This is a genomic window from Chromobacterium sp. W521 (assembly GCF_052805975.1).
Window position 1 is genome coordinate 55485 of sequence record NZ_JBRBAF010000019.1, and the last position, 13108, is coordinate 68592.

Annotated in this window: 11 protein-coding genes; 6 read left to right on the forward strand and 5 right to left on the reverse strand. The window is 64.3% G+C overall.

Annotated features, from left to right (window positions below):
• The first annotated feature begins 151 nt into the window (after window positions 1-151).
• The 3 genes from ACUXV1_RS21750 to ACUXV1_RS21760 are packed head-to-tail and all read left to right on the forward strand — an operon-like array spanning window position 152 to window position 4149.
• A complete protein-coding gene (locus tag ACUXV1_RS21750) occupies window positions 152-943 on the forward strand; it encodes an ABC transporter ATP-binding protein (RefSeq protein WP_043590041.1) in 792 nt (263 codons plus the stop codon).
• Between the two features lie 27 nt (window positions 944-970).
• The gene (locus ACUXV1_RS21755) at window positions 971-2809 is read left to right on the forward strand and encodes an ATP-binding protein (protein WP_052370676.1); all 1839 of its coding nucleotides are present in this window, start codon (window positions 971-973) and stop codon (window positions 2807-2809) included.
• Window positions 2806-4149: a sigma-54-dependent transcriptional regulator gene (locus ACUXV1_RS21760; RefSeq protein WP_446016514.1), complete on the forward strand. Its 1344-nt coding sequence runs from the start codon at window positions 2806-2808 to the stop codon at window positions 4147-4149. Before ACUXV1_RS21755 ends, ACUXV1_RS21760 begins: the two co-directional genes overlap by 4 nt.
• 33 nt (window positions 4150-4182) lie before the next feature.
• On the opposite strand, the gene ACUXV1_RS21765 is transcribed toward ACUXV1_RS21760, so the two are convergent.
• From ACUXV1_RS21765 to ACUXV1_RS21775, 3 genes are all read right to left on the reverse strand, one after another.
• Window positions 4183-4845: a DUF6348 family protein gene (locus ACUXV1_RS21765; RefSeq protein ID WP_143330336.1), complete on the reverse strand. Its 663-nt coding sequence runs from the start codon at window positions 4843-4845 to the stop codon at window positions 4183-4185.
• 313 nt (window positions 4846-5158) lie between these two features.
• Window positions 5159-6928 (reverse strand): ABC transporter transmembrane domain-containing protein, encoded by a 1770-nt coding sequence (locus tag ACUXV1_RS21770; protein WP_446016515.1) that lies wholly within the window; start codon window positions 6926-6928, stop codon window positions 5159-5161.
• A gap of 126 nt (window positions 6929-7054) precedes the next feature.
• Complete coding sequence (locus ACUXV1_RS21775; RefSeq protein ID WP_446016517.1) at window positions 7055-8356, reverse strand: OmpP1/FadL family transporter; 1302 nt, start codon at window positions 8354-8356, stop codon at window positions 7055-7057.
• 245 nt (window positions 8357-8601) lie between these two features.
• Here ACUXV1_RS21775 and ACUXV1_RS21780 point away from each other — a divergent pair, with 245 nt between their 5' ends.
• From ACUXV1_RS21780 to ACUXV1_RS21790, 3 genes are all read left to right on the forward strand, one after another.
• Window positions 8602-9159, forward strand: a complete 558-nt coding sequence (locus tag ACUXV1_RS21780; RefSeq protein WP_043639530.1) for a peptidylprolyl isomerase — start codon at window positions 8602-8604, stop codon at window positions 9157-9159.
• A gap of 66 nt (window positions 9160-9225) precedes the next feature.
• On the forward strand, window positions 9226-9717 hold the full coding sequence (locus ACUXV1_RS21785) for a peptidylprolyl isomerase (RefSeq protein ID WP_019101655.1): 492 nt from the start codon (window positions 9226-9228) through the stop codon (window positions 9715-9717).
• Window positions 9718-9791: 74 nt separating this feature from the next.
• On the forward strand, window positions 9792-10508 hold the full coding sequence (locus tag ACUXV1_RS21790) for a UDP-2,3-diacylglucosamine diphosphatase (protein ID WP_081545115.1): 717 nt from the start codon (window positions 9792-9794) through the stop codon (window positions 10506-10508).
• 84 nt (window positions 10509-10592) lie between these two features.
• Here the strand turns inward: ACUXV1_RS21790 and tilS are convergent, their stop codons facing one another.
• Window positions 10593-11849, reverse strand: a complete 1257-nt coding sequence (gene tilS, locus ACUXV1_RS21795) for a tRNA lysidine(34) synthetase TilS (RefSeq protein WP_446016520.1) — start codon at window positions 11847-11849, stop codon at window positions 10593-10595.
• A gap of 61 nt (window positions 11850-11910) precedes the next feature.
• Window positions 11911-12876: an acetyl-CoA carboxylase carboxyltransferase subunit alpha gene (locus ACUXV1_RS21800; protein WP_019101652.1), complete on the reverse strand. Its 966-nt coding sequence runs from the start codon at window positions 12874-12876 to the stop codon at window positions 11911-11913.
• Window positions 12877-13108: the final 232 nt, after the last annotated feature.

The following is a 13108-nucleotide window of genomic DNA, read 5'->3' on the forward strand; positions in this document are numbered from 1 at the left end:
ACCGCTAACAACACCCCTGACCCTGCGTTGCGCCTCCTTGTCGTACCACTGGTACGACCTGCGTCGGCGCGCCTTGGCCCAGGTACGCTGCTCGGTTTTGTTAGCGGCGCCAAACACACCGCCGCGCTGCGCGGCATGGAAGGATGAAGGCATGAGCGCCCAGATCGAAGTGCAACAGGTGCAAAAAGTATTCAAGACGCCGGGCGGCGACGTGATCGCCCTGCGGGACATCCAGCTGGACATCCAGCCCGGCGAGTTCGTCTGCCTGCTGGGCCCCTCCGGCTGCGGCAAATCCACCTTGCTCAATGCCATCGCCGGCTTCGCGCCGCCCAGCGGCGGCGAGATCCTGGTGGCCGGCCAACGCGTCGCCGCGCCGGGACCGGACCGCGGCATGGTATTCCAGGAATACGCGCTGTTCCCGTGGATGACGGTGGAACAGAACATCGGCTTTGGCCTGGAAATCCAGAAGCGCGGTCCGGCCGAGATTCGCGCCGCCGTGGAGCCGCTGCTGGACAAGCTGCACCTGCGCGATTTCCGTCACCGTTTCCCCAAGGACCTGTCCGGCGGCATGCGCCAGCGGGTGGCCATCGCGCGGGTGTTGGCGCTGGATTCGCCGGTGATGCTGATGGACGAACCCTTCGGCGCGCTGGACGCGCTGACACGGCGCTCCTTGCAGGACGAGTTGCTGCGCATCTGGCAGGAGAGCGGCAAGACCATCATCTTCGTCACCCACAGCATCGAGGAATCCATCTATCTGGCGGACCGGGTGGTGGTGATGACCTACCGCCCCGGCACCATCAAGCGCGACGTGCGGGTGGAGCTGCCGCGCCCGCGCGACCCCAGCGCGCCGGGTTTCAACGACCTGAAGCGGGAGCTGACCCGGCTGGTGATGGAGGAACATTCACGCCATGAAGCCGCGGAACTGCAAGCTGCGGTAGACTGAGGCATCGCCGATTCCCGATCCGCCGCCATGCTCGCACGCGCGTTGCGTTTCCTGCTGAAAAGCCTGCCTTCCCTCGTCTTGCTGGCCTTGGCGCTGGGCGGCGGTTGGGTCTTGGCCAGCCGCATGCTGTTGACCGAAGCGGAGCGCGAGGGCCGGCATCGGGCGGAGATGCACGCAGCCAATCTAGGCGCCACGCTGGAGCAGTACCGCTACCTGCCCTATGTGCTGGCGCTGAACCAGGACATCCTCAACCTGCTGGCGGACCCGCGCAACCCGCGGCGGGTGGAGGCGCTGAACCGCTATCTGGAGCAAGTGAACCGGCAGTCGCGCACCTCGGCGCTGTTCATCGTCAACGTGGACGGCATCGCGCTGGCGTCCAGCAACTGGATGTCGCCGTACAGCTTCGTCGGCAACAGCTACGCCTTCCGCCCCTATTTCCAACAAGCGCTGGCCGGCCAGTCCGGCAGCTTTTACGGCATAGGCAGCACCAGCCGCGAGCCAGGTTATTTCCTGTCCTGGCCGGTGTTGTCCGGCCGCCGCGTCGTGGGCGTGGCGGTGGTCAAAGTCAGCTTGGCGCCGCTGGAAGAAGCCTGGCGCAAGGGCGCCGAGCCGGTGCTGGTCAGCGACCGGCACGGCGTGGCCTTTCTCAGCGCCAATCCGGACTGGAAATTCGCCACCTTGCAACCGCTGCCGCCGACAGTCCGTCGCCAGATTGACGCCACCCGCCAATACCTGGGCGCCAAACTGCACCCCTTCGCGCTGCTGCAGCCCCACACAGGCTGGCGTCAGCAGGCCTGGCTGGCGCCGGACAGCGAACGCAAACTGCTGGCGGGCCGCTACCTTCAAATCCGCCAGACCTTGCCGCAAACCGGCTGGACACTGACCCTGCTGGTGGACATGCACGGCCGCAACCTCACCCTGCTGGCCATCATGAGCACGCTGCTGGCCAGCGGACTGGGCCTGCTGACGCTGTGGCACTACTGGCGGCTGAGGCTGCGCCGGCTGCGCGAGCAACTGGCGGCGCAACAGGCCCTGCAACAAGCGCACGACCAGTTGGAGCGCAAGGTGGCGGAGCGAACCCGCGACCTGGCGCTGAGCAACACTCAGTTGTCGGCGGAGATCCGCGAGCGCATCCAGACCGAAAACAGCCTGCGCATTACCCGCGGCCAGCTGGCCGAAGCCAGCAAGCTGGCCGCGCTGGGCCAGATGGCGGCAGGGGTGGCGCATGAGATCAACCAGCCTCTGGCGGCGCTGCGCGCCTTCGCCGACAACGCGGTGACCCTGCTGCAACGCGGCCGCCCTGACGCCGCCAGCGACAATCTGGGTCAGATTTCCCAACTCGTGGAGCGCATCGCCCACATCACCCGGGATCTGAAAACCTTTGCCCGCCGCCACCGCGGCCCGCTGGGCCAGACCAATCCGCTCTCCGCGCTGCAAGACACGCTGACGCTGCTGCAGCCGGCGCTGCGCGAAGCCCGGGTCGCGCTGGAGCTGGACCTGCCTCCACGCTGCCCGGACATCGCCTGCGACGCCATCGGCCTGGAACAGGTGTTCACCAATCTGCTGGGCAACGCCATAGACGCGATGCGGCCGCAACCGCAAGGCCGGCTGGAGATCAGCCTGCTGCATAAAGCGGGCATGCTGGAATTCCGTCTGCGCGACCACGGCCCCGGCATCGCCGACGCCGATTTGCCTCACCTGTTCGAGCCTTTCTACAGCACCAAGCCGCGCGGCCAGGGCCTGGGACTGGGGCTGGCCATCGTGCAGGAGATCGTCGAGCAGTCCGGCGGACGCATCGAAGCCGGCAACCATCCGGAAGGCGGCGCCTGCTTCATCATCAACTGGCCTTGCGAGTCCACGCCATGACGCCCACCCTCAGCGCCCCCGTGGGCGTGATTTATGTTGAAGACGACCCGGCCGTGCGCATGGCCACGCTGCAATCGCTGGAGCTGGCCGGCCTGCCGGTGCAATCCTTCGCCGATGCCGAAAGCGCGCTGGCCGCGCTAAGGCGGGACGAGCGCGCGGTGCTGCTCAGCGATGTCCGCCTGCCGGGACTCAGCGGCCTGGAACTGATGGAGCAGGCGCTGGGCCTGGACCGGGAACTGCCGGTCATCCTGGTCACCGGCCACGGCGACATCGCAATGGCGGTGTCGGCCACCCGCGCCGGCGCCTACGACTTCATCGAGAAGCCCTATGCGCCGGGCCGCTTGACCGAGACAGTGCAGCGCGCGCTGGACAAACGCCGGCTAACGCTGGAAAACCGAGAACTGCGCGCCAGCCTGGCGCGCAGCAACGGCCCGGTGTTGATAGGCCGCAGCCCGGCAATGCAGGCGCTGCGCGAAACGCTGGCCAATATCGCCGACACCGACGCCGACGTGCTGATTCACGGCGAAACCGGCACCGGCAAAGAAATGGTGGCGCAGGCGCTGCACGCCTGGAGCCGTCGCCGCGAGCGTCATTTCGTGCCGCTGAACTGCGCCGGCCTGCCGGAATCCATTTTCGAGAGCGAGATTTTCGGCCACGAGGCCGGGGCCTTCACCGGCGCGCTCAAGCGCCGCATCGGCAAGATAGAGTACGCCAGCGGCGGCACCCTCTTCCTCGACGAAATCGAAGGCATGCCGCTGGCCCTGCAAGCCAAACTCTTGCGGGTGCTGCAACAGCGTGTGGTGGAAAGGCTGGGCTCCAACAGCCTGATCCCGGTGGACTGCCGGGTGGTGGCCGCCACCAAGGACGATCTGGCCCTGGCTAGCCGGGAACGGCGCTTCCGCGAAGACCTTTACTACCGGCTCAACGTGGTGTCGCTACGGCTGCCGCCGCTGCGTGAGCGGCGCGAGGACATTCCGGATCTGTTCCAGTGGTTTGTGGAACAAGCGGCGGCGCGCTTCAACCGGCCGGCGCCGGACACGCCGCCAGCCTTATTGGGACGCCTGCAGGCGCAGACGTGGCCGGGCAATGTGCGCGAGCTGCGCAACGCGGCGGAACGCTATGTGCTGGGCGTGGCGCCGGACGGCGGCGAACCGGCGGCCTACGCGCCCAGCGCGCTGGACGCGAGGGTGGACGCCTACGAGAAACAATTGATCGAACAGGCGCTGCTGCGCACCCAGGGCCAAGTGATGCAGGCGGCCGAACTGCTGGGCATTCCGCGCAAGACGCTGTACAACAAGTTCGCCAAGCACGGCATAGACCCGGATGGCTACCGCGCCTGAGAACGTGTTCAAGATCTACACTCCGCAACCGCCTCACACCGCGCGCAGCAGCATAAAGTGGCGCAAACTGTAATAGCCCTGGGCCGCCGGCCACGGCAGCGCGTCCAATAGACTCAGGCCCGCTTCCCAGCGCTGATTGTCCAACAGCGCCTCGGAGACGAACTCGCCGTTCAGATTGCAGAAGAACAGCCGGGACCAATGCGCGTCGCCCCCCAGCGTTTCCGCGCGCAGCGCGGTGGTTGCCTGGCGGAACAGCGCCTCGAACAAAGACTGCTCCAGCCGCTCGGCGGCGCCGCGCAGACCGAAGTTGCCAATGTAGGCCATATATTCTCGGCCGGCGATTTCCCAGCGTCGTTCGGTGACCTGGGCCTCGTCGGCAATGCCCCATAGGCCGGCCAACAGCACATGCAGCACGTTGGCGCTGAAGTTTTCCAGAGCGTCGTTCAGCCCTTCCTGTCCAGCGCCCAGACCCGCGAAGCTTTCCATCATGCGGATATCGTTGTCCAACAGCACATGGACATCCAGCCGGCCATTGTTCTCCCCCGGCGTCCAATGAGCGCCGATAGCCGGCAACTGGCCGTGCGGCAGCAACCAGCCCTTAGCTTCCTGGCAAGGCAAGCCGTGAGCAGCCAATATTTGCGCCAGCAGCGGCGTAGGGTTGAGGGCGGTTTGGGCTTCCGGAGTGTGGGCAGACACAATAACCATCCTTTTGATTCAGTTGCGAGGCCGGCAGTGTACCACTGCCCGCCTCGATGCCCGCTAGCGCAAACTCGGCCACCTTCCGCCATCTGGGCGCATCAGCGGTTTTAGAACGTGTTTACGCTCCTGCGAGCAAGAGCGAGACAAGGCGAAAACCGTTGAGAAAGCGGAATGGTCGAGGGGTACATGAGCATTTTGAGCTTGTACTCACCGTGCAACGCTCCACGAAGCGCAGCAGACTTTGAATAGGCTCTTAAGCCGTACTCGCCGTGCGGTCTTCCATCAAACGCGGCAGGCATCAAACAGACTCTCAAGCGTCGCCGCCGTCGGCGAACTGCAAAGCCGCCAGCCGCGCGTACAAGGGCGAGCCCGCCAATAGGCTCTGATGGTTGCCCTCCGCCACGATGCGGCCCTGGTCCAGCACCACGATGCGGTCCGCCTGCTTGACCGTAGCCAGCCGGTGAGCGATCACCAGGGTGGTGCGATTTTGCGCGGCCCGTTCCAGCGCCTGTTGCACCAATTGTTCCGATTCAGCGTCCAAGGCGCTGGTGGCTTCGTCCAGCAGCAACAAAGGCGGATTCTTCAGAATGGCGCGGGCGATGGCGATGCGCTGGCGCTGGCCGCCGGACAAACGCACGCCGCGTTCGCCCAGATAGGTATCGTAGCCCTGCGGCAGCTTTTCGATGAAGCCGTCCGCGGCGGCGGCGCGGGCGGCGGCCCGCACTTCCTCATCGCTGGCCTCCGGTTTGCCGTAGCGGATGTTCTCCAAGGCGCTGGCGCCGAAAATCACCGAATCCTGCAACACCACGCCCACATGACCGCGCAAATCGGCAAACGACAGTTCGCGCACATCCACGCCCCCCAGCAATACCTGTCCCTGCTGAGGATCGTAAAACCGCAGCAAGAGCTGAAACAAGGTGGACTTGCCCGCGCCGGACGGGCCCACCAGCGCCACATGCTCGCCGGGGCGCACGCTAAGCCGGATACCGCTGAGCGAAGGCTGACCAGGGCGGGACGGGTAGGCGAAATCGACATCGCGCAGCTCCAGGCCGGCGGGCCCGGGCGGCAGAGCCCGCGGCGCGGCCGGCTCCGTCACCGGCGAACGCAGGGACAACAGTTCCATCAGCCGCTCGGTGGCGCCGGCCGCCCGCTGCACATCCCCCCACACTTCCGCCAGCGCGCCGATGGCGCCGGCGGTGACCACCGCGTACAAGATGAATTGCCCCAGCTGGCCGGCGCTCATCGTGCCCTCAAGCACCGCGTGCGCGCCCAGCCATAGAACGAAAACAATGGCGCCGAAGATCAGGAGAATCACCGCCACGGTCAGCCAGGAGCGGGCGCGGATCCGCGCCAGCGCGGCGTCGAAGCTAGTTTCCACCGATTCCCCGAAGCGCCGGCTTTCCCGCGCCTGCTGATTGAAAGCCTGCACCGTCGGAATCGCATTCAGGGTTTCGCCGGCGATGGCGCTGGAATCCGCGATGCGGTCCTGACTAGAGCGGGACAAGGTCCGCACCCTGCGCCCGAAGACCACGATGGGCAAGACCACCAGCAAGAGCGTCACCAGGATGTAAGCGGTCAGGCTGGGGCTGGTGGCCATCAACATGGCCAGGCCGCCCAACATCAGCAAGGCGTTGCGCAGGCCCATGGACAGGCTGGTGCCGATCACCGTCTGCACCAGAGTGGTGTCGGTGGTCAGCCGGGACAGCACTTCGCCGGTCTGGGTGACTTCAAAGTATTCCGGGCTAACCCGGATCACATGTTGGTACACCGCTCGACGGATGTCGGCGGTGACGCGCTCGCCCAGCCAGGACACGCAATAAAAGCGCAGCGCGGTGGCCAGCGCCAACACCGTCGCCACGCCAAACAGGCCGAGGAAATAGCGGTTGATATCCGCCGCCGCGCGCTGGCTGAAGCCGTGGTCGATCAGGAAGCGAAAAGCCACCGGCAGCAGCAAGGTGGCGGCGGCGGCCACGATCAGGGCCAGCAAGGCCAGCAAGGCGCGCAGCCGGTACGGACGCAGATAGGGCAGCAAGCCAGCCAGCGGGCTCAGCCGCAGCCATGGGGAAGATGCAACGGACATGAGGAAAGACGCTCCATGAAGCACAGCGCCCTACTCTAGCCTGCCGTTGGGCAAACCGCACCCCCGTGCATGAAAAAACCGCCGCGGGCGAAGCCGGCGGCGGCGGGAAAGCCATGCTTTCTTGGATTAGAACTTGTACTGCATCTGCACGCCCAGCAGGTGGCCGCGGATGGAGCTGTAAGAGCCTTGCAGCGTGTCGCCATTGCCCAACGGGCTCGCGGCGGTATGGTTGATGTCGCGGTCGCCCACGCCCATCAGATAGGTGTAGCCGGCGTCCACGGTCAGTTGCTTGCTGGCCTTATAGCTGGCGCCCAGGCTCAGCCAGACGCGGTCGGTGTCCGGAATCAGCGGGTTGCGGTAGCTGGCGTCGCGCACCGGGCTGGTTTCATAACCCACGCCGCTGCGCAGCGTCAGTTGCTCGTTGAAGTTGTAATCGGCACCCACCGAGAACAGCCAGCTGGCTTTCCAGTGATTGTTGATGACGGTCTCAGCTATCGGGTTGCCCTTGATCACCAGCTGGTCGAAGCGGCTCCAGTTGGTCCAGCGCGCGGTGGCGCTCAAGGCCCATTTGCTGTTCAGACGGCTAAAGCCGGACAGCAGCAGCGATTCCGGCGTGGTGACGTCGGCACCGCCTGCGTAGGTGCCGTCAATGTGGAACTTTTGCGGCAACGGGATCGAAGTACCCGGCAGCGAGGCTTGGTTGAAGCCGCTGGCCTTGTAATCGCCGCGCGCCTTGTGGTTCAACTTGGAGCGATAGGACAGACCAACGCGGTTGTCTTGATTGAACGCGTACATCAAGCCCAGGTTGTAACCGTAGGCCCAGCTGTCGGCGTCGATCTCGCCGGTGGCGCCCTGGAAAAACGCGCCCTGCTTCAGATCGGCCTTGGCGTATTGAGCCGACACGCCGGCGCCGAAGCTCCACTTGTCGTCCAGTTTGTAAGCAAAGGACGGGTTGAAGTCCACGGTCATGATGGAACTGGAAATGCCGTGGTTGCGGCCCACCCAGTTATCGCCATAGCTGGCGCCAAGACCGAAGGGCACGGTGATGCCCAGGCCCAGGCGGGCGCGGTCGTTCAACTGATGCACCAGATAGGCGTTGGGGATCACCTCGGCCTTGGCGCGGCCGTTGTCGCTGCCTTGGCGCGCGGCCGGGAAGCCGCCCTTGCCTTCAAACGGCGCGTCGATTTCGGCGTAAGTGAAACCGCCCTGCACCTGGGTGCCTTCAAGCAGGGTCATGCCGGCCGGGTTGTAGAATACGGCGGACAAGTCGTCGCCCACCATGCCGGCGCCGGCGTGGGCGCGGCCCAAGCCTGTCACGCTCTGCTCGGACAATTGGAAACCGGCTGCGTGAGCCAGCGGCGCGGCCGCCAGAAGGCCGGCCACCAGCGCGGGAATAATGCGAACGGAGGAAGGTGCGAATGCTTTCATTTTTTTATATCTACCCCGGCGGCGGCTGCCGCCTTTGTTATGGAAACCGCGCTTGCGCGCGGAAGTTATGCTATTTAAATAGATAGCGATCACACAATTTTTAGGGAGTGGAGTCTAAATACTATTTTTTAAAAAAACAAGAAGACCACAACACGCAAAAAGCATAAGCAGACCACGCCATGCGCTGAATCAAAAGGCTGTGCTAATATTGGCGGCTCCTCATAACCCTGTTGAATAAAGCAACCATGAAACGAATGCTGAGCATGCTGGCGTTGAGCGCGCTGCCCGCCGTGGCCCTGGCCTCGCCGACAGTGGAAATGATCACAAACAAGGGCAATATCGAGATTGCGCTGGACTCGGCCAAAGCGCCCAAGACCGTGGAAAACTTCGTCGCCTACGCCAAGGCAGGCCACTACAACGGCACCGTGTTCCACCGCGTGATTGACGGCTTCATGATCCAGGGCGGCGGCTTCGACACCAAGCTGAATCAAAAACCCACCCGCGCCGCCATCGCCAACGAGGCCAACAACGGCCTGAAGAACGGCATTGGCACCATCGCCATGGCCCGCACCGCGGACCCGAATTCCGCCACCGCCCAGTTCTTCATCAACGTGGCCAACAACGACTTTCTCGACTACAAATCCCCGACGCCCCAAGGCGCCGGCTATGCCGTGTTCGGCAAGGTGACCCGCGGCATGGACGTGGTCAACCGCATCGCCAAGACCCGCACCGGCAGCATGAACGGCATGAGCGACGTGCCGTTCGAGCCTATTGTGATTCAGAAAGTCACCATCAAGCCTTAAGCTTTTCCGCAACCTCTTTCATACCGGCAGGCCGCTAACCGGCCTGCCCGTCATCAAGGAAACACCATGATCAAACTGACCACCAACTTCGGCGCCATCGTACTGGAACTGTTCGCCGACAAAGCCCCGAAAACCGCCGCCAACTTTGAAGAATACGTAAAGAGCGGCCATTACGACGGCACCATCTTCCACCGCGTGATCAACGGCTTCATGATTCAGGGCGGCGGCTTCACCGCCGACATGTCGCAAAAGCCGACCAACGCGCCGATCGAAAACGAGGCCAACAACGGCCTGTCCAACAAGACCTACACCGTGGCCATGGCCCGCACCATGGACCCGCACTCGGCATCCGCCCAGTTCTTCATTAACGTGTCCGACAACGACTTCCTGGATTTCAAATCGGAAAGCGCCCAAGGCTGGGGCTACGCCGTGTTTGGCCAGGTTGTGGAAGGCCAGGACGTGGTGGACAGCATCAAGGCTGTGCGCACCGGTCGCAGCGGCCCGCATCAGGACGTGCCGGCCGAAGCCGTGGTGATCGAGAAAGCCGAAATCATTTGATTCGCAGACGCCGCGCAACGCGCGGCGCTCCCAGCCCGGCCGCACGGCCGGGCTTCAACTCATCCGCACGCGACATGGCCATTCACTTCATTTCCGACCTGCACCTGGCGGACGACACTCCGGCGCTGAACCGCTTGTTTCTGGACACGCTGCAAGCCTGGCAAGGCCGGATCGACGCGCTCTACATCCTGGGCGATCTGTTCGAATACTGGGTGGGCGACGACGACGATTCGCCGTTTCTGGAAACGCCGCTGGCCGCGATGCGCGCCTTCGCCGCCATCACGCCGCTGTATGTGATGCATGGCAACCGCGATTTCCTGCTGGGCGAGGGCTTCTGTCAACGCAGCGGCGCGCGGCTGCTGAACGATCCCACCTTGATTGAAGCCCATGGCCGTCGCTGCCTGCTCAGCCACGGCGACGCGCTGTGCACCGGCGACACCGCCTACCAGCAATTTCGGGCCGTCAGCCGCAACCCTCAGTGGCAGCAGGCGATGCTGGCTCGGCCGCTGGCCGAGCGCCACGCGATCGCTCGCCAAGCGCGTCAGCAAAGCGAAATGGCCAAACGGCAAAACGGGCTGACTGAGATTTCGGACGTCGCCGCCGACGCCGTCGAAGCGCTGCTGGCCGAGCACGACTGGCCAACGCTGATCCACGGCCACACCCACCGCCCTGCAACTCACCGGCATGGAGAGTCCGAGCGCTGGGTGATCCAGGATTGGCATGGCGATCAGGGCGGCTATCTGCGGCTGGACGATGAGGGCATCGTCAGCCTGCCGCTGAGCGCCGCCTAAAAACCTGTTCAAAGTCTGGCCCGCGTCGCGGGACATGACATTGCAAATGCAAAACGCCCGCCGAATTGGCGGGCGTTTTTCGCATCAGCGCGGGGCCGTGGGCAGCAGCCGCCACTGCGGCCACCAGCCCGGCTCGGTGGCTAATTCAGAATCCACCGCCACGCCGGGCAGCGCCAGCAGATGCCCGGCGGCGTCGCACAGCAGCGGCCAGCGCTCGCGCAAGGGCGGCGCAATGCCGGCCTCCTGCAGAAAGCTCTTCACAGGCTTGCGCCCAACCCCCGACATCAAGCGCTCTCCGCCCTCGCGCGGCCGCAGAATCAAGCCTCGCGCCAGCGTGTCCGCCGACAGGCCGCGCGGCCGCCAATCCCAACTCAGCGCCCCGCCCCACTCCGCCGACACGCGCTCTGTCGTCGGGTCCACCGGTCCAAGCGCCACGGCTCCCGGAGCCGGCAGCGCCGACAAGGCGAACAGGCCATCGCGGTAACGGTACAGCAAGCCCCGCGCCAGACTCAGCCGCGGACAACTGCCGGCGCCGGCCTCCAGCGCCTGACGCTGAAACTCCGCCAGCGCATCCGGCTCCGGGGCCGGCCAACCCAAACCGCGCAACCAGGCCAGCAGCGTCTGGCGCTGCCTAGCCGCGGACAAAGCGCGCCAGCGGATCAAATCCAGACCACCGTCATTGCGACAAACGGCCAGATCCTGCGCCGCCACCTCGTCCAACACCGCGGCGGCGTCCGACAGCAAGCCGGCCGAGCGCGTCAGATGACGACGATAATCCGGAACCGCCGCCTCCAGTTGCGGCAGCAAACGCTGGCGTAGAAAATTACGCCGCCAGCGCTCGTCCAGATTGCTTTCGTCCTCAACCCAGCTCAAGCCCTGAGCCCGGACAAAGTCCTCCAGCTGCCGCCTGCGCAAGCCCAGCAAGGGCCGCCACAACCAGGGGCCCTCCGCTTCCAGCTTGCGCAAGGCCGGCATCGCCGCCAAGGCGCGCGCGCCGCCGCCGCGCAGCAATTGCAGCAGCACGGTTTCCGCCTGGTCGTCCAGATGATGCGCCAAGACCACCACGCCGGCGGCGGAGCGCCGGTACGCTTGATAGCGCGCCTCGCGGGCCACCGCCTCCAGGCTATCGCCGCCGCTCAAGACCACGCTCATCCGCTCCACCCGCAAAGGCGCGTCCAATGTCGCGCACAAGACGCGGCAATGTTCGGCCCAGGCGTCGGCGTTTGGACTCAAACCATGGTGCACGTGCACCGCGCGGATCTCCAACTCGGGACGGCGCGCGCGCGCGCGGCAGAGCAAGGCCAGCAGCGCCACCGAATCCAGGCCTCCGCTCAAGCCCACCTCAAAAGCACATTGGCCGGACAATTCGTCCGGCCAATGGCTTAACAGTGATTCGAGCGGGTCAGGCTGCGGCTTCCTTGAAGCGGCCATAACTCATCAATCTGTCGAAACGGGTTTTCAGCAACTCGTCGATCGGCTTGCTGGTCAAGTCTTTCAACTCTTCCTGCAGCACTCGCTTCAGCGTCGCCATCATTTGAGCGTGATCGCGATGCGCGCCGCCCACGGGCTCGTTGACCACGCGGTCGATCAGACCCAAGGTCTTCAAGCGCGGCGCGGTAATACCCAGAGCCTCCGCGGCGTCGGACGCGCGTTCGGCGGTCTTCCACAAGATGGAAGCGCAGCCTTCAGGCGAAATCACCGAATAAGTAGCGTATTGCAGCATGTTGACGCAATCGCCCACCGCGATGGCCAAAGCGCCGCCCGAACCGCCCTCGCCTATCACCGTGACGATGACGGGCACGCGCAAGCGGGTCATTTCATAGAGGTTGCGGCCAATGGCTTCGGATTGGCCGCGCTCTTCCGCGCCAATGCCGGGCCACGCGCCGGTAGTGTCCACCAAGGTGATTACCGGGATGCCGAACTTCTCGGCCAGCTTCATCAGGCGCAGGGCCTTTCGATAGCCTTCCGGGTGAGGCATGCCGAAATTGCGGCGGATCTTTTCCTTGGTGTCCCGGCCCTTCTGCTGGCCGATCACCATCACCGACTGGCCGTTGAAACGCGCCAGACCGCCCACGATGGCGGCATCATCGGCAAACGCGCGGTCGCCGTGCAGCTCTTCGAAGTCGGTGAAAATACTCTCTATATAGTCGAGCGCGTAAGGGCGCTGCGGATGGCGCGCCACCATGGCGATTTGAGACGGCGTCAGCTTGGCGTAGAGCGTCTTGGTCAAGTCCTGGCTCTTCTTCTGCAAGCGCGCGATCTCCTCGGAGATATCCAGCACCGAATCGTCCTGGACATAGCGAAGTTCTTCTATTTTGTTCTCGAGCTCGGCAATAGGCTGCTCAAAATCGAGAAAGGTCGGCTTCATTCTTAACATCATCCGATAAATAGCTAATGGCGGCATGATACCTTAGCGGCAAAGTCGGCGTCACCTTTCTGTCTGACAAAAACATTAAATTTTGGAGCTTTTATTCGAAATTGCCGTGACTTGCAAAAATTTGCTGACAGACCACTTGCGCAAGCTTAAACCCTGTGTTTTAATTCGCCTCCTCGCTGAAACGCAAACGCAGCAGCGAAAAGGATTCAGGGCGTTTAGCTCA